The sequence below is a fragment of the Piscinibacter sp. HJYY11 genome (assembly GCF_016735515.1).
Classification (GTDB): Bacteria; Pseudomonadota; Gammaproteobacteria; order Burkholderiales; family Burkholderiaceae_C; genus Rhizobacter.
Genome location: NZ_JAERQZ010000001.1, coordinates 4,447,375 through 4,468,916 on the forward strand (window position 1 = coordinate 4,447,375; position 21,542 = coordinate 4,468,916).

The window sequence follows — 21,542 nt, forward strand, 5'->3', positions numbered from 1 at the left end:
TCAACCTTCTGACAGTCACTTTGAGACACGACGGAACGAGGAACATATGAGCTTCCTGGACAAGATCAAAAGTTTTGGCAAGGGTCGGGACTCCAATTCCCTGGATGGCGACAACCCCGTCATTCCTCTCGACGACGTCATGACGCTGGACCGGACCACGCTGGATGGCGCGAGCACCGCGACCGCCAGCGAGGCGCCCACGCGCACGGCCCACATGGATTCGTCCATCATCACCGAGGCCGCGCCGTCCGAGATTGCCGACTTCTCCGAAACCCGCCTGCCGGCAGGCATGGGCGATGAGGCCAACACCACAGGCCTGCCGATCATCGGCAAGCAGCCCGTGGCCACCCAGCAGCGTGTGCTGCTCGGCCTGGTGGCGGTCGGCCTCCTGGGCCTGATCGGCATGACGCTGTACTCGTTCAACTCCGCGTCGAAGGGCGCAGCGCAGGTGGCCGCTTCCGGTCAGGCGCTGATGCAGTCGCAGCGTCTCGCCAAGTCGGTGTCGCAGGCACTGATCGGTTCGGCATCGGCCTTCCCCGAGGTGAAGGAATCCACCGAAGTGCTGGCCAAGAGCGTGCGTGGTCTCGCCAAGGGTGAAGGCGGCCTCGATGTGGCGCCTTCCTCGGTGCAGGAGGTCCTGGCGCCGATGGTGCCGCTGGTCGACCGCGCCGAAAAGAACGCCAACACCGTGATGGGTCAGCAGAAGATCCTGACGCAGGTGGGCAAGGCGCTTCGTACCATCAACCGCCAGTCGTCCGACCTGCTGGAAATCGCCGAGACGGTGTCGTCGCTCAAGCTCCAGCAGGAAGCCTCGCCGGCCGAACTCTCGGCCGTCGGCCAGCTCGTGATGCTGACGCAGCGCATCGGCAAGTCGGCCAACGAATTCCTGACCATGGAAGGCGTGTCACCGGAAGCCGTGTTCCTGCTGGGCAAGGACTTGAACTCCTTCCGTGAAATCGCCGATGGCCTGCTCAACGGCAACCAGGAGTTGCGCCTGCCGGGCACGAAAGACCCGCAGACCAAGGAGCGTCTGCAGGCCCTGCTGAAGCAATACGAAGAGACCCGCGCAGAAGCCGGCTCGATTCTGGGCAACCTGCAAGGTCTCGTGTCCGCCCGCGAAGCGCAGGCCTCGATCATTCAGGACAGCGAGCCGCTGCGCAAAGGCCTCGAAACCGTGCAGGAGCAGCTCGGTGTCGTGACCGGCTTCAGCGCCATCGCCGTGGTGGTGATCGGCCTCTTCGCCGCGATGATCGCGATCGGCGGTTACGGCTTGGTGCGCTTGTACGTGAGCGATCAGGCACAGCGAGCCCAGGTGGCGAAGTCGCAGCAGCTGGAAGCCGAACGCCAGGAGCAGGAAGCCAAGCGCGTGAACGACGCCAACCAGGCCGCCATTCTGCGATTGATGAACGAACTGCAGACGGTTGCTGAAGGTGACTTGACCCAACAGGCCACCGTGACCGAGGACATCACCGGCGCTATTGCCGACTCGGTGAACTACACGGTGGAAGAACTTCGAACCCTGGTGTCGCAGGTGCAGGGCACGGTGGGTCGCGTGACCGAGACCACGCAGCAGGTGGAAGCCACGTCGACCGAACTGCTGGCCGCCTCCGACGAACAGCTGCGCGAGATTCGCGAAACCGGCGAGTCGGTGCTCCAGATGGCAAACCGAATCAACGAAGTGTCGGCACAAGCACAACAGACGGCCCAGGTGGCGCGCCAGTCGCTGCAAGCTGCTGAAACCGGTCTGACCGCGGTGCAGAACACGATCGGCGGTATGAACTCCATCCGCGACCAGATCCAGGAAACCTCCAAGCGGATCAAGCGACTCGGCGAGTCGTCGCAGGAGATTGGTGAAATCACCGAACTGATTTCGGACATTACGGAACAGACGAACGTGCTGGCACTGAACGCCGCCATCCAGGCAGCGTCTGCCGGTGAAGCTGGCCGAGGCTTCTCGGTGGTTGCGGAAGAAGTGCAGCGGCTTGCAGAACGCTCCGGCGATGCAACCCGCCAGATCGCGGCGCTGGTGAAGACCATTCAGACCGACACGCAAGACGCGGTGGGCGCCATGGAACGTTCCACGCAGGGTGTGGTGGAAGGAACCCGACTGTCTGACGCGGCCGGTAGCGCACTGGGCGACATCGACCGCGTGTCACGCCAGCTTGCCGACCTGATTCAGCAGATCTCCTCACAGGCGTCTCGGGAAGCCGAATCTGCGAACGTCGTGGCTGCCAACATCCAGCACATCTTCGCGGTGACCGAGCAGACCGGTGAAGGTACCCGCTCGACCGCCCAGATGGTGCGTGAGTTGTCCCGTACTGCTGAAGAACTGAAGCAGTCGGTCGCACGGTTCAAGATCAGCTGATCGCACGAAGACAGCGCCGTGGCTTCGGCCACGGCAGCAGACTCGGACACTAGGCACGGATGGAAAGCCACGCGACGATGAGCGAGACCATGAGCGAGATGAGCGACGACCTGAGTGCCCTGGCGTGGGTCCACGAGGAGCTTCGGCGCTCGCTCGACAACGCCCACAAGGCCTTGCGTCGGTTCGTCAAGGAATCGGAGTCCATGAGCGGCTCCGACGTCGACGCCGTCGACCCCGCCGTGCTGCGCACCGCGCGCCAGCAGATCCACCAGGGCGTCGGTGCCCTCGAACTCGTGGGCCTGCCCTCGGTGGCCGTGGTGCTGCGCGCGAGCGAGGCTGCGGTGCAGCGTTTCGTCGCCAAGCCCGAGAAGATCACCGAAGCCGATGTCGACGCGATCGAGCTCGCCTCGTTCGCCCTGCTCGACTACCTGCAGCGCATGCTGTCGGGCAAGCCGGTCTCGTCGCTCGCGCTCTTCCCGCGCTACCAGGCCGTGCAGGCGCTGGCCGGCGCAGAGCGGGTGCACCCCGCCGACCTGTGGAACCACGACTGGCGCTGGCTCGACCTCGGCAAGGATTCGAGCGTCACCCCGCGCGCGCTCGACCAGCAGGCGCATGACGACTTCGAGAAGCAGTTGCTGCCGCTCCTGCGCGGCAACAACCCGAAGGCCGCCAGTGCGCTGAGCGACCTGTGCGCTGGCCTGGGCCTGGGAGCCTCCAGCCTGCCGGCGGCCACGCAGTGGAAGCTGGCCGCCGCCTTCTTCGAAAGCCAGGCCGCCGGCCTGCTGAAGCCCGATGTCTACAGCAAGCGCGTGGCCTCGCGGCTGCTGGCCCAGCTGCGTGCCTTCGAGCGCGGCGGTGCCGACGTGTCGGAGCGCCTCGCGCAGGACATGCTCTTCTTCTGCGCCCAGAGCGCATCGCCGGGTGATGGCCGCAAGGCGCCGCGCCTCGCCGCCGCGCGCCAAGCCTATGGCCTTGCGCAGCATGTGCCGGCCGATTACGAGATCAACCGCCTCGGACGTTTCGACCCCGCGGTGATCGCGCAGGCACGCAAGCGCGTGTCGAGTGCCAAGGACGCGTGGTCCGGCGTGGCAGGTGGCGAGATGCATCGCCTGGGCGGTCTTTCCGAACAGTTCTCGCTGGTCGGTGATTCGCTCAAGCGCCTGTACCCCAACGGCGAGATGCTCGCCGACGAGCTGCAGAACGCCATCGCCCAGACCCAGCAGTCGGGCGCTGCGCCTCAGCCGCCGCTCGCGATGGAAGTCGCGACCAGCGTGCTCTACCTCGAAGCGTCGCTGGAAGACGGCGACTTCGACGACCCCGATGAAGGCAAGCGCGTCGCCCGACTGGCGCAGCGCATCGCCTCGGTCCGCGCCGGCCACACCCCCGACCCGCTCGAAGCGTGGATGGAGGAGCTGTACCGCCGCGTCTCCGACCGCCAGACCATGGGCAGCGTGGTGCAGGAGCTGCGCGCCTCCCTGTCGGAAGCCGAAAAACACATCGACCAGTTCTTCCGCAACCCGGCCGACCGCCCCGCGCTCGCACCGGTGCCGCAGCTGCTGTCGTCGATGCGCGGCGTGCTGTCGGTGCTGGGCATGGACCAGGCCGCGCACGCGGTGCTGCGCATGCGCGACGACGTCGATGGCTTGCTCGCCACCGAAGTCGACCCGCAGCAGGTCGTGCAGTCGGGCACCTTCGATCGCCTGGCCAGCAACCTCGGCGCCTTGGGCTTCCTGATCGACATGCTCAGCGTGCAGCCTCAGGTGGCCAAGTCGCTGTTCGTTTACGACGCCCAAGCCGGCACCCTGAGCCCGCTGATGGGCCGCAGCGCCGCGGCGCGCCAGGCCACCAACCTTGTGGTCCCCGCTGCCCCGGCGCCTGTGGAGCCGCGCCTGATCGAGCAGGCCCAGTCGCTGGCTTTCGCGGCCGTGAGCGACCGTGTGCCCCTCGACGAAGTGGCGCGCGACCTCGACCACCTGTCGCAGGAAGCCAAGGCGGCCGACCAGCCCGAGCTGCTCGCCACCGTCGAAGAAGCCAAGGAAGCGATCGAGCACGCCAGCAGCCCCGAGGAAGTGGCGGCGGTGCGCGAGGAACTGTCCGACAAGCTCGCCGATTTCGTCCACACCGCCAGCGGCCCGATTCCGCTCGACGAAGCGCCGGTCGTCGTGGCCAAGGCGCCGCCCCCGCCGCCTCTGTCGCCCGCGCCCACCAGCATGGCGACCGACCTGGGCGACGACCCCGAGATGCGCGAGATCTTCCTCGAGGAAGCGCGCGAGGTCATCGACACCGCCAAGACCGCGCTCGGTGCGCTGGCCCATTCGCCGGCCAACATCGAGCAGCTCACAACCGTGCGCCGTGCCTTCCACACGCTGAAGGGCAGCTCGCGGATGGTGGGCCTGAAGGAATTCGGCGAAGCCGGCTGGGCCTGCGAGCAGGTCTACAACAGCTGGCTGGCCGACCAGAAGGCCGCTGACCCGAGCCTGCTCGGCTTCACCACCAGCACGCTCGACTACTTCGCCGAGTGGGTGGAAGCGATCTCGCGCCAGAACCCTGCCGGTTTCACGTCGGCACCGGTCAAGGCCGCGGCCGATGCGCTGGGCCGTGGCGAGCCGATCCCCGCGATTGCCGCGTCGCCGGCCAACGACCTGCAGATGGTGTCGCTCTCGTTCCCGGTCGACCTCCCGAGCGAGAAAGACCTGGAGCTCAAGGCGGCCGCGGCGCCGGCGCCGGCCGCACCCGTGGCTGCCCCTGCCTTGCCCGAGGTGTCGTTCGACCTCGACCTGGGATCGTTCGACGACCCAAAACCGCACGCGGCCCCGGTGGCCGCGACTCCGGCGCCCGGTATTGAGCTTCGCTCGCTGGAGCTGCCGGACAGCTTCGACGAGCAGACCGTCATCGAGCCCCGCCCCGCGGCCGAGCCGCTGCCGGCCGCCGATTCGGTCGAGCTGATCGAGCTGGAGCTGGACGACAAGCTGTTTGCGAGCGACGCGCCCGAGGTCATCGAGCCGGCCCCGGCTGTCGCACCCGAGGTGAGCCTTCCCGAGGTGACGGTGCCGGAGGTGAGCCTGCCGGAAGTGACCGTGCCCGTGGTGGCAGAGCAGGCCGAAGCCGCTCCTGAAGCGCCGGCACAAGCCGACGACGACCAGGTCAAGGTGGTCGGCGACCTGCGCATCAGCATTCCGCTCTTCAACATCTACCTCAACGAAGCCGACGAGCTGTCGCGCCGCCTGACCACCGAAGTGGCCGAGTGGGCGATGGAGCTGCATCGCCCGGTGGGCGAGGTGCCCATTGCGCTCGCCCACTCGCTGGCCGGCAACTCGGCGACGGTGGGCTTCGCCGACCTGTCGCACCTGGCGCGCCTGGTCGAGCACGCGCTGATGCGCTCGCAGGCCATCGGCTCGGGCACGCCCGAAGAGGCCCGTCTCTTCGTCGATGCATCGGAAGAAGTGCGCCGCTTGCTGCACCAGTTTGCCGCCGGTTTCCTGAAGCCGGTTGCGCCCGAGCTGCTGCAGCGCCTCGCCGATCACGAGATCAGCTCGGCGCGCCGCCTCGAAGCGGCCAACGCCGCCGAAGCCGCCGCGCCCGAAGTGATCGAGCCGGTCGCGCTGGTGGAAGAGCCGGTCATCGCGCCCGAGCCGGTCGCGGCGCCGCCGGCCCGTGTCTCCCGCCCGGCCCCGCTGGTCGAACACGCCGACGATGCCCTCGTCGCGCATGTCGACAGCACCTTTGGTGGCCTGGACACCAACGTCGGCTCTCTCGGCCAGGCTGAATTCAAGGCGCTCGCGCCGCTGCCGGTGGAAGACACCGCGCGTGCCGCCCCCGTGCGCGCCGATGCGCTGGACGGCGAAGACGACATCGACGCGGTCGACGCGGTCGATGCCGAGCTCTTCCCGATCTTCGAGGAAGAGGCCGAGGAACTGCTGCCCCAGCTCGACGGCAAGCTGCGCGAGTGGGCCCGCCGACCGACCGACAACGGCCCGGCCGCCGCTTGCATGCGCACGCTGCACACGCTGAAGGGCGGTGCCCGCCTGGCCGGTGCCATGCGCCTGGGTGAAATGGCGCACCGGCTGGAAACCGCCATCGAGCACCTGCTGGCGCAAAGCACCGTGACCACCGCGGACGTCGATGCACTGCACGCGCGCTCCGACGCGCTGTCCGCCGTGTTCGAGGCCCTGCGTTCGCGCGATGCGCAAGCCTACGCAGAAGCCGAAGACTCCCTGCACGCCACGTTCTCCGATGAGCCGGTCGCACCGCCGCCGGTGGTGCCGCTGGTGCAGCCGGTGGTCGCACCCGTGCTGCCGTCGTTGGCCGTGATCGAGACGCCGCCGCTGGCCGAGCCGCTGGGGGTGTCCGAGCCCGAGGTGGCACCGGAGCAACCCGTGTCCGCGCCTCGCGTGGCACCTGCCGGCGAGGCCGCTGCAGCGCCCTCGCGCGACATCGATTGGTCGCGCTTCACCGGCAACGTGGAAGCCGATCCGGCGGCCAAGGCGACTGGCGACCGCGGTGTCGCCGCCTCCAACGCTGCGGTTCGCGTGCGCGGCCCGCTGCTCGAACGCCTGGTCAATCAAGCCGGTGAGGTCTCCATCACCCGTTCGCGCATCGAGTCGGAAGTCGGCAACATGCGCAATTCGCTGGGCGACCTGACCGACAACCTGGAGCGTCTGCGCCTTCAATTGCGCGACATCGAGTTCCAGGCGGAAACGCAGATGATCTCGCGTCAGGAAGCCGCCAAGGCAGCGCACGAAGCGTTCGACCCGCTCGAGTCGGACCGTTTCACCCGCTTCCAGGAACTGACCCGCATGATGGCCGAGTCGGTGAACGACGTGGCCACGGTGCAGCGCACGCTGACCCGCACGCTGGAAACGACCGAGGACGAACTTGCCTCGCAGGCCCGCCTCACGCGCGACCTGCAGGACGACCTGCTCCGCACCCGCATGGTGGAGTTCGAATCGTCGTCCGACCGCCTCTACCGCGTGGTGCGCCAGGCCGCCAAGGAAACCGGCAAGCAGGTGCGACTGGACATCGTCGGTGGCTCGATCGAAATTGACCGTGGCGTGCTCGACCGCATGACGCCCGCTTTCGAGCACCTGCTGCGCAACTGCGTGACGCACGGCATCGAATCGCCTGACGCTCGTGCAGGCGCCGGCAAGGACGCGACCGGCAACATCGTCGTGGCCCTGCACCAGGAAGGCAACGAAGTCGCGGTGGAGTTCCGCGACGACGGCGCCGGCCTCAACCTCGCCCGCATCCGCGACAAGGGGCTGGCGATGGGCCTGCTCAACGCGAACGAAGAGCACAGCGCCGGCGACCTGGCCAACCTGATCTTCACGCCGGGCTTCTCGACCGCCGAGACCGTGACCGAACTTGCCGGCCGTGGTGTCGGCATGGACGTGGTGCGCTCCGAAGTCAACGCGATGGGCGGCCGCATCGAGACCGCGACCGCCGCCGGTCAGGGCACGAGCTTCAAGCTGGTGCTGCCGCTGACCACGGCCGTGACGCAGGTGGTGATGGTGCGCTCCGGCTCGACCGTGGTGGCCCTGCCGGCCACGCTGATCGAGATCGTGCGGCGCGCCAGCGCCAAGGAACTGGAAGACGCCTACGCCCAGGGCACCTACACCCTCGGCGAGCGTTCGCTGCTCTTCTTCTGGTTCGGCTCGCTGCTGCAGGAAAGCGCCGTGAGCCAGGAGCCGGTCGGCCGCACCCGCCCGGTGGTGGTGGTGCGCTCGGCGCAGCAGCGCATCGCACTGCACGTCGACGAAGTGCTGGGCACGCAGGAAGTGGTGGTGAAGAACCTCGGGCCGCAGTTGTCGCGCCTGCCGGGTCTTGCCGGCATGACGCTGCTGGCCTCCGGCGCCGTGGCGCTGATCTACAACCCGGTGGCGCTGGCCACGCTGTTCGGCGAAAGCGCGCGCGCCGCGACCGTCGCCGCGCTGCGCTCGCCCAACCAGCCGGTCGCGCCGACGGTGGAAGAGCAAGCGGTGCAGGCCGCGCCGCTGGTGCTGGTGGTCGACGATTCGCTCACCGTGCGCCGCGTCACGCAGCGCCTGCTGGTGCGCGAAGGCTACCGCGTGACGCTTGCCAAGGACGGCATCGAAGCGCTGGAGTGCCTGGCCGACGAGCTGCCGCAGGTCGTGCTGAGCGACATCGAAATGCCGCGCATGGACGGCTTCGACCTCGTGCGCAACATCCGCGGTGACACCCGCCTGCGCGCGCTGCCGGTGATCATGATCACCTCGCGCATCGCGCAGAAGCACCGCGACTACGCGGCGGAGCTGGGCGTCGACCACTACCTCGGCAAGCCGTATTCGGAAGAAGACCTGCTCGCCCTGATCGGCCGTTACACGGCCATGCCCACGCCGGTGTGAGCCGGCTCCGGTGAGCTTCTGTCGCCATGTCGGAACTGGTCGACCACCTCGCAGAGCTCACTGGCTTTCGTGACCGTGACATCCTCGATGTGACGCTCGTGGGCGCGCTGCGCGACCTGCTGCGCCCGCGCGTGGTCACGATCTACCGCGCAGTGGGCGACGCCGGCAACGAGCGCTGGATCACCCGGGCACGCCTCGGCGAGAACGATGCCGTGGCCACCGCCGACCCGGTCTGGGCCGAAATCGAGAGCCTGCCTCCGCTCGGCCTCTATCCCGAGCGGCTGCAGGCCATGAAGGGCCAGGCCACGGTCGTCACGGTGCCGGGCCGCCACTCCTTGAGCCTCTTCCCCGTCAGCACCGACCGCGAGGTCGTGGGCGTGATGGAGATCGAAACGCTCGACCCGCTTTCCGACGAATCGCGCCGGCTGGTGGGCAGCATCCTGCGCATCTATCGCAACTTCCAGGCGCTGCTCGACTACAGCGAGCGCGACACGCTCACCGGCCTGCTCAACCGCAAGACCTTCGACGAGAGCTTCCTCAAGGCGACGAACGAGCCCACGGGCATCCCGATGGCCGCCGACGGCCGCCGGCTTCCGACGGCCAGCCACCGCCACTGGCTGGGCGTGATCGACATCGACCATTTCAAGTCGGTCAACGACAACTACGGCCACCTCATCGGCGACGAGGTGCTGCTGCTGCTGTCGCGCCTGATGCGCAGCAGCTTCCGCTTCCACGACCGGCTGTATCGCTTCGGTGGCGAGGAGTTCGTCGTGCTGATGCGCTGCGCCAACGAGCAGGACGCCGCGCTCGCACTCGAGCGCATGCGCAGCAACACCGCGAGCTACCCCTTCCCGCAGGTGGGTCAGATCACCATCAGCATCGGCTTCACTGAAGTGAAGCCGGGCGACACGCCGAGCGCTGCCTTCGAGCGTGCTGACAAGGCGGTGTATTTCGCCAAGAGCCACGGCCGCAACCAGGTGCAAAGCCACGCCGAGTTGGTCGCCCGTGGTGACTTGGAAGACGAGTCGAAGATCGGCGACGTCGAGCTGTTCTAGCGGCTCCTGGTCTTCACGACGGCATAGCGTTCGAGCGTCTTCGCACGAGCTTCGTCGTGCATCACGATGGGCTCCGGGTAGTCGTGGCCCAGCCGCACGCCCGCGTCCGCCAGCTCGATCGGCCTCGCCAACCACGGTGCATGGATCGCCTTGTCTGAAAGTCTCGCCAGCGCCGGCAGGTAGCGCCGGATGAACTTGCCGCTGCCATCAAACTTCTCGCTCTGGCTCACCGGGTTGAAGATGCGGAAGTAGGGCTGCGCATCGCAGCCGGTCGAGGCGGCCCACTGCCAGCCGCCGTTGTTGGCGGCCAGGTCGTAGTCGTTGAGCTTCTCGGCGAAATAGCGCTCGCCCCAGCGCCAGTCGATGCCGAGGTCCTTCACCAGGAAGCTCGCCACCACCATGCGCAGGCGGTTGTGCATGTAGCCGGACTGGTTGATCTGCGCCATGGCGGCGTCGACCAGCGGGTAGCCGGTCCGGCCCTCGCACCAGGCGGCGAAGAGGGCATCGGCGTGCTTGCCGTGCTCCCACTTGATCGCGTCGTACTCGGGCTTGAAGCTCGCGCCCACGACGTGGGGGTGGTGGTGCAGCACCTGGTGGTAGAAGTCACGCCAGACGAGTTCCGACAGCCACACCGCCGCTCCGCGCGAGCCGTGGTGCATGCGGCTCGCAGCCTCGCGCGCGAGCTGGCGGATCGACACGGTGCCGAAACGCAGGTGCGCCGACAGGTAGCTCGGCCCTTTGACCGCGGGGAAGTCGCGGGCGGTGTCGTAGCGGTCGATGCGGAGCAGGAAGTCGGCCAGCATCTCTTGCGCGCCGGCTTCGCCGATGCCGAGCTTCATCTCGTGCAGGTTGGTGCGTTCGAAGCCGATCTCTCGCAGCGTGGGCACGCCAGCCTCGAGACCGTCGGGCACCGGCGCCAGGCTGCTGGCGTACTTCTCCACGGGGTAGGCGCTCACGTAGAACGGCTCCACCTTCTTCAACCAGGCGTTCTTGTACGGCGTGAACACGCTGTACGGCGAGCCGCTGCCCGTGAGAACCTCCTGGCGCTCGAAGACCACATGGTCCTTGCTGGTGTGCAGCGAGATGCCGAGGTCGGCCAACGCACCGCGCACACGGGCGTCGCGCGCCAGCGCATCGGGCTCGTCGTCATGGTTGGCGTAGACCGCCTGCACGTTCAGGGTCTTGGCGAGCTTGGGCAGCTCGTCCACCGCCTGCCCGTGCCGCACGATCAAGCCTGCTTCCGGCTGGTGTTGCCGGAGCGCAGCGTCGAGCGCCTGCAGGCTGTCGCGGATGAACTCGACCCGGCGGTCGGCGCGGGGCAGCGGGTCGAGGATGGCGCTGTCGAACACAAAGGCGCACCACACCTTGCGCGCAGCTTTCAAAGCGTGGAAGAGAGCGGCGTGGTCGCTGCTCCGCAGGTCGCGACGAAACCAGACGAGTGCGGCATCCAAGACCTTTTCCATCGGGCCGAGTTTGCCGCAGGAATAAAATCGCGCGCATGGCCGGCTCGTCCATCAACCTCACCAACCAGTTCCTGATCGCCATGCCCGGCATGGCCGACGAGACCTTTGCCGGTGCGGTGGTCTACATGTGCGAGCACACCGACAAGGGCGCGCTCGGCCTCGTGATCAACAAGCCGATCGACATCAAGCTGAAGAACCTGTTCGAGAAGGTCGAGCTCACGCTGGATCGTGCCGACCTGGCCAACGAGCCGGTCTACTTCGGCGGGCCGGTGCAGACCGAGCGCGGCTTCGTGCTGCACGAGCGCCTGGGCGGCGATGGCGAGGATGGCGGTCACTACAACTCCTCGCTGCAGATCCCGGGCGGCCTGGAGATGACGACCAGCAAGGACGTGCTGGAAGCCCTCTCGCACGGCGCTGGCCCGAAGAAGATCCTCGTCACCCTCGGCTACAGCGGCTGGAGCGCCGGCCAGCTCGAAGAAGAGATCGGCCGCAACGGCTGGATCACCGTCAGCGCCGAGCCCGGCATCATCTTCGACACGCCGGTCGAGCAGCGCTACGACAAGGCGCTGTCGCTCTTGGGCATCGACCCGCGCATGCTGAGCCAAGAGGCGGGGCACGCATGAGCCAGCAGGCTCTGCCTCCCATCTCTCCTCGCTCCTTTCTCGCTTTCGATTTCGGTACCAAGCGCGTGGGCGTGGCCAGCGGCAACACCCTCACGCGCACCGCCACGCCCCTGAAGACCGTCGCCGCCGAAGGGGATGCCCGTTTCGCCGCGCTCGGAGCGCTCATCCAGGAGTGGCAGCCCGAGGCGCTGGTGGTCGGCGTGCCCTACCACCCCGACGGCGCACCGCATGACAATACCGCCCGCGCGCAGCGCTTCGCCCGCCAGCTGCACGGCCGCTTCAGGCTGCCGGTGCACGAGGTGGACGAGCGCTACAGCACCACCGAGGCCCATGCCCACGGCGCGAGCGACGTCGATGCGGCCTCGGCCGCGATCATCCTGGAGCAGTTCTTGAAAGACTTGCCATGAGCCACGCCCGGCCGCCCGAAGGGGCTCACACCGCAGTGCAACGCACGGAGGTTCCTCAATGAGCACATTGCATCTCGACGCCGAGGCCTTGTACGGTGACTTGCTGAGCGGCGTACGCACTCTGCTGCAACCCGACGCCGTGCTGGTCGGCATCTGGTCCGGCGGCGCCTGGCTGGCCGAGCGCCTGCAGCGCGACCTGAAGCTTGCCGGCGAGCCGGGCGTGATCTCGAGCGCCCTGCACCGCGACGACTTCTCTTCGCGGGGCCTGTCCAGCGCCGACCCGACCAAGCTGCCGTTCGAGATCGAAGGCAAGCCGATCGTGCTGATCGACGACGTGCTCTACACCGGCCGCACCACGCGGGCCGTGATCAACGAGCTCTTCGACTTCGGCCGTCCGGCGAGCGTCACGCTCGCGGTGCTGGTCGACCGTGGCGGCCGCGAGCTGCCGATCCAGCCGGCCTATGCCGCCGCCCGCATCGCCTTGCCCAAGGCCTCGCGCCTGCGCCTGGCGCGCGACGACGACGGGCGCTTCAGTTTCGACATCCAGGAGAAGAAGGGAGAGGGTTCGTGACGCGCAACCCGCAACTCAACAAGCACGGCGAGCTGATCCACCTGCTCTCCATCGAAGGCCTGCCGCGGGCGGTGATCCACCACATCCTCGACACCGCCGGCACCTTCCTCAGCGTGAACGACCGCGAGGTGAAGAAGGTGCCCCTCTTGCGCGGCAAGAGCGTCTTCAACCTCTTCTTCGAGAACAGCACCCGCACGCGCACCACCTTCGAGATCGCGGCCAAGCGCCTCTCGGCCGATGTGATCAACCTCGACATCGCGAAGTCGAGCGCCGCCAAGGGTGAGAGCCTGCTCGACACCATCGCCAACCTGTCGGCCATGCACGCCGACATGTTCGTCGTGCGCCACAGCGAGAGCGGGGCGCCGTACCTCATCGCCCAGCACTGCGCGCCGCACGTGCACGTGGTCAACGCGGGCGACGGCCGGCATGCGCACCCGACGCAGGGCCTGCTCGACATGTACACGATCCGCCACTACAAGCAGGACTTCACCAAGCTGAGCGTGGCGATCGTCGGCGACATCGTGCACTCGCGCGTGGCGCGTTCCGACATCAACGCGCTGGCCACGCTGGGCGTGCCCGACATCCGCGCCGTGGGCCCGAAGACGCTGGTGCCCGGCGACCTGAAGGAGATGGGCGTGCGGGTGTGCCACGACATGGCCGAGGGGATCCGCGGCGCCGACGTGGTCATCATGCTGCGCCTGCAGAACGAGCGCATGAGCGGCGCCATGCTGCCGAGTGCCGGCGAGTTCTTCAAGAACTACGGCCTCACGCAGGAGAAGCTGGCCCACGCCAAGCCCGATGCGATCGTGATGCACCCGGGCCCGATCAACCGCGGTGTGGAGATCGATTCGTCGGTGGCCGATGGCAAGCAGAGCGTGATCCTGCCGCAGGTCACCTTCGGCATCGCGGTGCGCATGGCGGTCATGTCCACGATCGCCGGCAACAACGCCTGAGGGAGCGCTCGACAAGATGAAACTGTTGATCAAGAACGGTCGCATCGTCGACCCCGCCTCGGGCCGCGACGAAACCGGTGACGTGGCCATCGCGGCCGGCCGCATCGTGACCCTGGGCAAGGTCAACCCCGACTTCAAGCCTGCGCGCACCCTCGACGCAAGCGGCCTCGTCGTCGCGCCGGGCCTGGTCGACCTCGCCGCGCGCTTGCGCGAGCCGGGCCACGAGCACGAAGGCATGCTCGAGTCGGAGATGGCGGCGGCAGTCGCCGGTGGCGTGACGAGCCTCGTCTGCCCGCCCGACACCGACCCCGCGCTCGACGAGCCCGGCCTCGTCGAGATGCTCAAGTTCCGCGCGCGCAACCTCAACCAGTCGCACCTCTACCCGTTGGGCGCGCTGACGCGCGGCCTGGCCGGCGAGGTGCTCACCGAGATGGCCGAGCTGACCGAAGCCGGCTGCGTCGGCTTCTCGCAGGCCGACGTGCCGCTGGCCGACACCATGGTGCTGCAGCGTGCGCTGCAATACGCCTCGACCTTCGGCTACTGCGTGTGGCTGCGCCCGCAGGACGCCCATCTCGGCAAGGGCGTGGCCGCCAGCGGCCCCCTCGCCACGCGACTGGGCCTCTCGGGCGTGCCCGTGATCGCCGAGACCATCGCGCTGCACACCATCTTCGAGCTGATGCGCGTGACGGGTGCCCGCGTGCACCTGTGCCGCCTGAGCAGCGCGGCCGGCATCGCGCTCGTGCGTGCCGCCAAGGCGGAAGGCCTGCCGGTCACCTGCGACGTGAGCGTGAACCACCTGCACCTGACCGACGTCGACATCGGCTACTTCAACGCCGACATGCGGCTCACGCCGCCGCTGCGCCAGCAGCGCGACCGGGATGCGATCCGCGCCGGCCTGGTCGACGGCACCATCGATGCGCTGGTCAGCGACCACACGCCGGTCGACGAAGACGCGAAGAACCTGCCGTTCGCCGAAGCCGAGCCCGGCGCCACCGGCCTGGAGCTGCTGCTCAGCCTCGCGCTCAAGTGGGGCGACGAGCAGAAGCTCGGCCTCGCGAAGGCGCTGGCCAAGGTGACCTCCGAGCCGGTGCGGGTGCTGGGCGATGCGCTGGGCTCGCTGGCTTCGAGCGCCGGCCGGCTGGTCGAAGGCGGTGTGGCCGACGTGTGCGTCTTCGATCCGAAGACCCACTGGACGGTGCGGCCGCAGGCCTTGAAGAGCCAGGGCAAGCACTCGCCGTTCGCCGGCTACGAGCTGCCGGGCAGCGTGAAGTACACGCTCGTGGCCGGCAGCGTGGCCCACGAAGCGGCCTGAGGCGGCCGTGCGCGCCGTCATCGCGCTGTGGCGGCTGGCCCGCGTGGGCGGGCTGCTCGTGCTCGCCGTGCTGCGCTGCGCCTTCATCTTCCCGTTCTCGAGCCCGGCCCAGCGGCTCGCGCAGACGGGCCGCTGGTGCGGCCAGGTGGCACGTGCGCTGGGTTTGACGGTCGAGGGCCATGGCCGCTCCCACGACGGCCCCGTGCTGCTCGTGGCCAACCACATCTCGTGGCTCGACATCCTGGCCATCAACGCGGTGCACCCGGCACGCTTCGTCTCCAAGGCCGACGTGAAGCACTGGCCGGTGCTCGGCTGGCTGGTGGGCTGCGGCGGCACGCTCTTCATCGAGCGCGAGCGCAAGCGCGATGCGTTGCGCGTGGTGCACCAGATCGCCGCCGCGCTGAAGCAGGGCGACACCATCGCGATGTTTCCCGAGGGCACCACGGGCGATGGCACCACGCTGCTGCCCTTCCACGCCAACCTGCTGCAGGCCGCGATCTCGACCGACGCGCTGCTGCAGCCCATCGCCTTGCGCTATGTCGACGCCGACAGCGCGCCGAGCCAGGCGGTGGTGTGGGTGGGCGATTCGACCCTGGCCGAGTCCTTGTGGAAGGTGGTGGGCGCCCGCGGCCTGCGGGTGCAGGTTCACCAGCTCGCGCCCATCGCCTCGGCCGGGCAGGACCGGCGCGACCTGTCGGAGCGGGTGCGCGGCGAGATCGGCGCCGCGCTCGGCTTCAGAGGCAGTTGATCGGCAGGTGACGGCGCTCGATGTCGGTGCGGTTGGCGCCGACGAGCTTCATCTTCTCGGGCGCCTTCGCATGCCCGCACACCCACGCGACCGGCACCACCGGGGCGTCTTCCACGACGGCCGGCAGCAGCGTCAAGGTCTTGCCCTGCAGCGCTCCGTTGGCCCGGTTGCCGAAGACGATGTGGATGGCACCGCCTTCGACGGTCACCGACTTCACCATGTTGTTGACGATCTTGTCGGCGGCCGGCAGGCCGGCGGTCGCGTTGTCGGAGGGCAGGGTCTTGGTGGTGGCCCACACGGCGCTCACGTGGTCCTTGGCCAGCTTGGCCAGCGTCACGCCTTCGGCGATGTTCTCGCGGATGTACTTGCCTTGCAGGCTGGGCACCGCCATCAGCGCGAGGATGGCCAGGATGGCCATCACGATCAGCACTTCGATGAGCGTGAAGCCGGAGCGTCGGTCTAGAGGGTGCATGGCGGGGCAGTGTGTCACAGTCCGCCCGATGCAGACCTTCGACGCCGCCTCGACCCGCGCAGCGCTCGGCTTCGAGGCCCTGGTGCCGGCGCTGCGGGAAATGTTTCGCACCGGCTGCGAGATGCCGCCGCGCCATGTGCACACCATCCCCGGCACGCACGCCGACATGACGGTGCTGATCATGCCGGCGTGGTTGCCCGGCCGCTACTTCGGCCTCAAGACGATCAACATCGCGCCGGCCAATGCCGCGCGTGGCTTGCCGGGGCTGCATGCCACCTACCTGCTGCACGACGCCGACACCGGCGTGCCGCTCGCCTTCATCGACGGCAGCGAGCTCACCGCCTGCCGCACCGCGGCGACTGCGGCGCTGGGCGCGTCGTTCATGGCGCGGCCCGATGCGCGGCGACTGCTCGTCGTGGGGGCGGGCCGTGTGGCAGAGCGGCTGCCGGCGGCCTACCGCAGCGTGTTGCCCATCGACGAGGTGCAGGTGTGGGCGCGACGCGCCGAGGCGGCCGAAGCCCTGGCTGCGCAGTGGCGGGCACAAGGGCTGCCGGCGCACGCCGCGGCCGACCTGCAGGCTGCCGTCGGCTGGGCCGATGTCGTGAGCTGCGCCACGCTCGCCACCGAGCCGGTGGTGCAGGGCGCCTGGCTGCGTGCGGGCAGCCACCTCGACCTCATCGGCAGCTTCACCCCGGCGATGCGCGAGGCCGATGACGACTGCTTCCGCGGTGCCACCGTGGCGGTGGACGATGCCGAGGCGTGGCGCAAGAGCGGCGAACTGCTCGGGCCGGTGGCGCGTGGGGTGCTGTCTGCTGGAGGCCCGACGCTCGCAGCGCTGAGCCGCGGCGAAGCCCCCGGCCGCACCAGCGTGCAGGAACGCACGGTCTTCAAGTCGGTCGGCTCGGCGCTGGAAGACCTGGCCGCGGCGGTGCTCGTGGTGGAGTCGGCAAACGGTTCTCGCAGGTGACAGCAGCCCCCTCCTGGGCGGGTTATCGTCGGCGGCACTGAATCGTTTCACCCCTTGAGCCCTCCTTCGTTCACCACCAGCGGCCGTTGGCGCTGGCTGCGTTTCCAGATCCGCCGCCGCTTCGCGCGGCCGCGCGGCGTGTGGGCACTGGCGGGGCCGGTGCTGCTGCAGGAATTCGCGCTCGTGCTCACCGGCACGGTGGTGATGGCGATGGCGAGCCATCTCGGGCCGGCGTCTGTCGCGGCCATCGGCATGATGGACGCGCTCAACTTCCTCTTGATCGCGATCTACGGCGGCCTGGCCATCGGTGCCACGGTGACAGTGGCCCATTGCGTGGGAGCGGGCCGCCGAGGTGACCTGCGTTCGGTCGCGTTCAGCGCCATCGCACTGGCCCTCGTGGCGGGCACGCTGGTGGCGCTGCTGCTGTGGAACACCCGCGGGCTCTGGATCGCGATGGTGCTGCCCGGGGCCGAAGAGGCGGTGAAGGTGCAGGCCGATCGCTACTTCCGCTGGGTCATCGTCGCCGGCATGGCGACGTCCATCGTGCTCACCAGCTGCGGCGTGCTGCGCGGCATGGCGCGCACCGACACCGCGATGCGCGTGCAAGTGGTGATGGCGGCGTCGCAGATCGTCATGGCCGCGATCTTCATGCGCGGCGAGAACGGCAGCGTGAACGGTGCCGGCGCGGCCTTGCTGCTTGCGCGCTGTGGCGGTGTGGCCCTGGTGCTGCTGGCGCTGTGGCCCACGCTCAAGCGGGGCGCAGAGCATGTGGGCGGCTGGCCGGTGCGCCGGGAATTCATGCGGTCCGTCCTGAAGGTGGGCTGGCCGGCGGCGCTGGAGTCCTCGTTCTTCCACCTCGGCAAGATCGTCACGCAGATGATCGTGGTGGGGCTGGGCACCACGGCGATGGCGGCCAACTTCATCGCCTTCTACGTCAGCAACTTCGTCAACACACCCGGCACCGCGCTCGGCGTGGCGGCCACCACGCTCGTGGGCATGCGGCTCGGGGCCGGGCGGGTGAAGGCGGCGCAGCTGGTGCTGCGGCGTGTGATCCGCAGCGCCAACTGGTCGCTGTCGACGCTGGCGGCGATCGTGCTGCCGTTCTCGTGGTGGCTGGCGGGGCTCTTCGGCAACAACGCCGAGGTGACGGCGCAGGCGGCGTGGCTGATCGCGCTCAGCTGCGTGTTCATGCCGGCCTGGGCGGGCTCGTGGGTGCTGCCGGCGGGCCTGCGCGGCGCAGGCGACACGCGCTACGGCCTGGTGGTCGGCAGCTCCACGATGTGGGGACTTCGCATCGGCGCCGGCTACCTGCTCGGCATCGTCTTCGGGCTGGGCGTGATCGGCGTGTGGCTGGGCATGTTTGCCGACTGGATCGTGCGCAACATCCTTTTTCGCAAGCGCATGCGCGGCACCGCGTGGACGCGTCACCGCCTGCTCAACTGAGCATTTGTCGGCAGCCGGGGCCTGCGCGCCCGACGTCTGCTGAAAAAATCAGCAGAAAAGCGCCTTTATTTGGCTGTTTCCTGCCGCGTCGCAGGCCTACATTCGGCTCATAGCGGAGGTACCTCATGGCACTGGTCAAGATGGATCGGCACCTGGTGCAGTTCGGCATGCCATCGCTCGTGGAAGTGCGCGATGCCGAAGGCAACCTGTTGCTGGCGCGTGGCGCCATCATCGAGAACGATGAGCAGCTCGCCGCACTGATGGCACACGGTGCGATGGTCGAAGGTGAAGACGCCAAGGCGGCCATGGCGGCGATCAACGGCGCCCGGCCCGAGCCGGTGGAAACACGGCCGACCAGCGTCTTCGGCCTGTGGGACCAGCTGCGCTGGCGCCTGGAGCGCATCGTCAAGGGCATTGCCGACGAGCCGAAGCAGTTCGAGGCACGCATCGACGAGCTGGCGCAGCACCTCGCGCTGCTCACCGAGAAGGATGCCGATGTGGGGATCTTCCTCGCCGTGCGGCAGGACACCCGCAAGCTCTCCATCTACGGCCTGAGCCATGCGATCTACACCGGGATGATGTGCTTCCTGATGGCGCAGCGCATGGGCTGGCCGCGCGAACGTTGCCTGACGCTCGTGAAGGCGGCGCTGACGATGAACATGTCGGTCTTCGAACTGCAAGGCCGCCTGGCCGCACAAGGCGTGCCGATGCTGGCCGAGCAGCGTGCCGTGCTGCACGAGCACCCGCTGGAGAGCGCCCGCATGCTGCGCGAGGTGGGCATCACCGATGAAGAGTGGCTCACAGCGGTGGAGCAGCACCACGAGTGGAACGACGGCAAGGGCTACCCGCGCGGGCTCACCGAGATGAGCGAGATGGCCAAGGCACTCAAGTACGCGGACGTCTTCATGGCCAAGATCAGCCCAAAGGCCATCCGCAAGCCGTTGCATGCGCAGGAGGCTGCACGCGACCTCTACAAGACCGATGGCGGCGGTGCGATGGCGATGGCCATCATCAAGGAATTCGGGATCTACCCGCCGGGCGAGCTGGTGAAGCTCAAGACCGGCGAGCTGGCGGTGGTGATCCGTCGCACCGCGAGTGCCAACACGCCGATCGCCGCCAGCATCACCGACCGCACCGGCGTGCCGGTGCTCAACATCGTGCGCCGCGACACCAGCCGTGCCGAGCACGCGATCACCGGCTTCGTGGCCGACAAGTCGGTGCTCGACCGTGTGCCGCCGGAGCGGCTCTACGGCCTGCCGGCCTGATGCGCCTGATCAGGCCTTCTTCTCTTCGAGGTAGTAGTAGGGCTTGATCGGCTTGAGGTCGGCATCGAGCTCGTACACGAGCGGCGTGCCGTTGGGGATGTTGACGCCCACGATCTCGTCGTCGCCGATGTTGCTCAGGTACTTCACCAGCGCGCGGATGCTGTTGCCGTGCGCGGCGATCACCACGCGCTTGCCCGACTTGATGGCCGGCGCGATGGAGTCGTTCCACACCGGCAGCACGCGTGCCACGGTGTCCTTCAGGCATTCGGTCAGCGGAATCTCTTCCGGCTTGAGCTTCGCGTAGCGGATGTCGTTGCGCTGGCTGAGCGGGGCATCGGCGGCGAGCGGCGGCGGCGGTGTGTCGTAGCTGCGGCGCCAGATCAGCACCTGCTCGTCGCCGTATTGCTTGGCGGTCTCGGCCTTGTTGAGGCCTTGCAGGCCGCCGTAGTGCCGCTCGTTCAGGCGCCACTGGTGCACCACCGGCAGCCAGGTGCGGTCCATCTGGTCGAGCGTGTGCCAGAGCGTCCAGATGGCGCGCTTGAGCACCGAGGTGTAGGCCACGTCGAAGTCGTAGCCGTGGGCCTTCAGCGTGCGGCCGGCCTGCTGGGCCTGGGCGACGCCGGTGGGGGTGAGGTCCACGTCGACCCATCCGGTGAAGCGGTTTTCCAGGTTCCAGGTCGATTCGCCGTGGCGGATGAGCACGAGTTTGTACATGGCGCGAGCAGTGGGATGAAGAGGTGGAGCCGGGCGAAGCAGACGAAGCCTGGCGGCGAGGGGCCGAATTCTATAATTCGCGTTTGCCTCAACGCCGTGGCCGACCCGCCCGCGAACATCACGTGAACTTCTTCCTCAACCCCGAGAACCTGCTGCTGATCGCGATGGCGATCGTCTCCGGAGGCCTCTTGATGTGGCCGCGCCTGCGTGGCGGCGGCGGCAATGGCGCTGTGACCCCCGCCGAGGCGGTGCAACTCATCAACCGCGAGCGTGCGGTGCTGGTCGACGTGAGCGAGCCCGCCGAATTCGCGGCCGGCCATGCCGGTGGCTCGAAGAACGTCCCTTTCGGCAGCCTGGAAACCAGCACCGACCTGCCGAAGAACAAGGCCTTGCCGGTGGTGGTGGTGTGTCCGACCGGCGCACGCGCTTCGCGCGCAGCGGGTATCTTGAAGAAGCTGGGTTTCGAGAAGGCCCGGCCTCTTGCCGGCGGACTGCGTGCCTGGCGCGAGGCCAACCTGCCGGTCGAGAAATCCGCCTGACCACCACAGGAGGTTTCGTTCATGCAGCCCGTCAAGATGTTCACGACGCTGGTGTGCCCGTTCTGCATCCGTGCCAAGGCCTTGCTCAAGCAGCGGGGCGTGGCCGAGATCGATGAAGTGCGGGTCGACCTCGACCCATCGCAACGCGCCACCATGATGGAGATCACCGGCCGCCGCACGGTGCCGCAGATCTTCATCGGCGATACCCACGTGGGCGGCTGCGACGACCTCATCGCGCTCGACCAGCGTGGCGGGCTCATGCCCCTGCTGCAAGGCAGCTGAA

At 68.3% G+C, this 21,542-nt stretch carries 17 protein-coding genes; 14 read left to right on the forward strand and 3 right to left on the reverse strand.

Annotated features, from left to right (window positions below; genetic code table 11):
• Positions 1-46 precede the first annotated feature (46 nt).
• The 3 genes from JI745_RS20890 (at position 47) to JI745_RS20900 (ending at position 9,782) form a co-directional block, all read left to right on the forward strand.
• On the forward strand, positions 47-2,365 hold the full coding sequence (locus JI745_RS20890; RefSeq protein WP_201811405.1) for a methyl-accepting chemotaxis protein: 2,319 nt from the start codon (positions 47-49) through the stop codon (positions 2,363-2,365).
• Positions 2,366-2,442: 77 nt separating this feature from the next.
• Positions 2,443-8,727 carry an Hpt domain-containing protein gene (locus JI745_RS20895; RefSeq protein WP_236675074.1) on the forward strand — a complete coding sequence of 2,095 codons (6,285 nt, stop codon included), beginning with the start codon at positions 2,443-2,445 and terminating at the stop codon, positions 8,725-8,727.
• Positions 8,728-8,753: 26 nt separating this feature from the next.
• Complete coding sequence (locus tag JI745_RS20900; RefSeq protein WP_201811410.1) at positions 8,754-9,782, forward strand: GGDEF domain-containing protein; 1,029 nt, start codon at positions 8,754-8,756, stop codon at positions 9,780-9,782.
• On the opposite strand, the gene JI745_RS20905 is transcribed toward JI745_RS20900, so the two are convergent.
• Complete coding sequence (locus tag JI745_RS20905) at positions 9,779-11,245, reverse strand: deoxyribodipyrimidine photo-lyase (protein WP_201811412.1); 1,467 nt, start codon at positions 11,243-11,245, stop codon at positions 9,779-9,781. The genes JI745_RS20900 and JI745_RS20905 overlap by 4 nt on opposite strands.
• 35 nt (positions 11,246-11,280) lie before the next feature.
• Between JI745_RS20905 and JI745_RS20910 the strand changes: the two genes are divergently transcribed.
• From JI745_RS20910 to JI745_RS20935, 6 genes are read left to right on the forward strand one after another with little or no spacing between them, the layout of a single operon-like run.
• Positions 11,281-11,868: a YqgE/AlgH family protein gene (locus JI745_RS20910; protein WP_201811414.1), complete on the forward strand. Its 588-nt coding sequence runs from the start codon at positions 11,281-11,283 to the stop codon at positions 11,866-11,868.
• A complete protein-coding gene (ruvX, locus tag JI745_RS20915; RefSeq protein ID WP_201811416.1) occupies positions 11,865-12,275 on the forward strand; it encodes a Holliday junction resolvase RuvX in 411 nt (136 codons plus the stop codon). The genes JI745_RS20910 and ruvX overlap by 4 nt, the downstream gene beginning before the upstream one ends.
• Positions 12,276-12,333: 58 nt before the next feature.
• Positions 12,334-12,846, forward strand: coding sequence for a bifunctional pyr operon transcriptional regulator/uracil phosphoribosyltransferase PyrR (gene pyrR / locus JI745_RS20920; protein ID WP_201811418.1), 513 nt, complete (start codon positions 12,334-12,336; stop codon positions 12,844-12,846).
• A complete protein-coding gene (locus JI745_RS20925; RefSeq protein WP_201811420.1) occupies positions 12,843-13,799 on the forward strand; it encodes an aspartate carbamoyltransferase catalytic subunit in 957 nt (318 codons plus the stop codon). Before pyrR ends, JI745_RS20925 begins: the two co-directional genes overlap by 4 nt.
• A gap of 16 nt (positions 13,800-13,815) precedes the next feature.
• The gene (locus tag JI745_RS20930) at positions 13,816-15,111 is read left to right on the forward strand and encodes a dihydroorotase (RefSeq protein ID WP_201811422.1); all 1,296 of its coding nucleotides are present in this window, start codon (positions 13,816-13,818) and stop codon (positions 15,109-15,111) included.
• A 7-nt stretch (positions 15,112-15,118) separates the two neighbouring features.
• Positions 15,119-15,859, forward strand: coding sequence for a 1-acyl-sn-glycerol-3-phosphate acyltransferase (locus JI745_RS20935; RefSeq protein WP_201811424.1), 741 nt, complete (start codon positions 15,119-15,121; stop codon positions 15,857-15,859).
• On the opposite strand, the gene JI745_RS26510 is transcribed toward JI745_RS20935, so the two are convergent.
• Entirely contained in the window at positions 15,846-16,331 is a 486-nt protein-coding gene (locus tag JI745_RS26510) for a pilin (protein WP_310738721.1), read from the reverse strand. The two genes, JI745_RS20935 and JI745_RS26510, sit on opposite strands and share 14 nt — an antisense overlap.
• A 28-nt stretch (positions 16,332-16,359) precedes the next feature.
• Between JI745_RS26510 and JI745_RS20945 the strand changes: the two genes are divergently transcribed.
• The 3 genes from JI745_RS20945 (at position 16,360) to JI745_RS20955 (ending at position 20,006) form a co-directional block, all read left to right on the forward strand.
• The gene (locus tag JI745_RS20945) at positions 16,360-17,298 is read left to right on the forward strand and encodes an ornithine cyclodeaminase family protein (RefSeq protein ID WP_201811426.1); all 939 of its coding nucleotides are present in this window, start codon (positions 16,360-16,362) and stop codon (positions 17,296-17,298) included.
• Positions 17,299-17,352: 54 nt separating this feature from the next.
• On the forward strand, positions 17,353-18,741 hold the full coding sequence (locus tag JI745_RS20950; RefSeq protein ID WP_201811428.1) for an MATE family efflux transporter: 1,389 nt from the start codon (positions 17,353-17,355) through the stop codon (positions 18,739-18,741).
• Between the two features lie 125 nt (positions 18,742-18,866).
• A complete protein-coding gene (locus JI745_RS20955; protein ID WP_201811430.1) occupies positions 18,867-20,006 on the forward strand; it encodes an HD-GYP domain-containing protein in 1,140 nt (379 codons plus the stop codon).
• 9 nt (positions 20,007-20,015) lie between these two features.
• Here the strand turns inward: JI745_RS20955 and gpmA are convergent, their stop codons facing one another.
• On the reverse strand, positions 20,016-20,720 hold the full coding sequence (gene gpmA, locus JI745_RS20960) for a 2,3-diphosphoglycerate-dependent phosphoglycerate mutase (RefSeq protein WP_201811432.1): 705 nt from the start codon (positions 20,718-20,720) through the stop codon (positions 20,016-20,018).
• Positions 20,721-20,884: 164 nt separating this feature from the next.
• On the opposite strand from gpmA, the gene JI745_RS20965 reads away from it, so the two are divergent.
• Both JI745_RS20965 and grxC read left to right on the forward strand, forming a co-directional pair.
• On the forward strand, positions 20,885-21,259 hold the full coding sequence (locus JI745_RS20965; protein ID WP_201812712.1) for a rhodanese-like domain-containing protein: 375 nt from the start codon (positions 20,885-20,887) through the stop codon (positions 21,257-21,259).
• Positions 21,260-21,280: 21 nt separating this feature from the next.
• On the forward strand, positions 21,281-21,541 hold the full coding sequence (gene grxC / locus JI745_RS20970) for a glutaredoxin 3 (protein ID WP_201811434.1): 261 nt from the start codon (positions 21,281-21,283) through the stop codon (positions 21,539-21,541).
• Position 21,542: the final 1 nt, after the last annotated feature.

Excerpts from the sequence above, each read along its gene's own strand:
- JI745_RS20890 (WP_201811405.1), top strand. The coding sequence starts at position 47 with ATGAGCTTCCTGGACAAGATCAAAAGTTTTGGCAAGGGTCGGGACTCC.
- JI745_RS20895 (WP_236675074.1), top strand. The coding sequence starts at position 2,443 with ATGAGCGAGACCATGAGCGAGATGAGCGACGACCTGAGTGCCCTGGCG.
- JI745_RS20900 (WP_201811410.1), top strand. The coding sequence starts at position 8,754 with ATGTCGGAACTGGTCGACCACCTCGCAGAGCTCACTGGCTTTCGTGAC.
- JI745_RS20905 (WP_201811412.1), bottom strand. The coding sequence starts at position 11,245 with ATGGAAAAGGTCTTGGATGCCGCACTCGTCTGGTTTCGTCGCGACCTG.
- JI745_RS20910 (WP_201811414.1), top strand. The coding sequence starts at position 11,281 with ATGGCCGGCTCGTCCATCAACCTCACCAACCAGTTCCTGATCGCCATG.
- ruvX (WP_201811416.1), top strand. The coding sequence starts at position 11,865 with ATGAGCCAGCAGGCTCTGCCTCCCATCTCTCCTCGCTCCTTTCTCGCT.
- pyrR (WP_201811418.1), top strand. The coding sequence starts at position 12,334 with ATGAGCACATTGCATCTCGACGCCGAGGCCTTGTACGGTGACTTGCTG.
- JI745_RS20930 (WP_201811422.1), top strand. The coding sequence starts at position 13,816 with ATGAAACTGTTGATCAAGAACGGTCGCATCGTCGACCCCGCCTCGGGC.
- JI745_RS26510 (WP_310738721.1), bottom strand. The coding sequence starts at position 16,331 with ATGCACCCTCTAGACCGACGCTCCGGCTTCACGCTCATCGAAGTGCTG.
- JI745_RS20945 (WP_201811426.1), top strand. The coding sequence starts at position 16,360 with ATGCAGACCTTCGACGCCGCCTCGACCCGCGCAGCGCTCGGCTTCGAG.
- JI745_RS20955 (WP_201811430.1), top strand. The coding sequence starts at position 18,867 with ATGGCACTGGTCAAGATGGATCGGCACCTGGTGCAGTTCGGCATGCCA.
- gpmA (WP_201811432.1), bottom strand. The coding sequence starts at position 20,720 with ATGTACAAACTCGTGCTCATCCGCCACGGCGAATCGACCTGGAACCTG.
- JI745_RS20965 (WP_201812712.1), top strand. The coding sequence starts at position 20,885 with ATGGCGATCGTCTCCGGAGGCCTCTTGATGTGGCCGCGCCTGCGTGGC.
- grxC (WP_201811434.1), top strand. The coding sequence starts at position 21,281 with ATGCAGCCCGTCAAGATGTTCACGACGCTGGTGTGCCCGTTCTGCATC.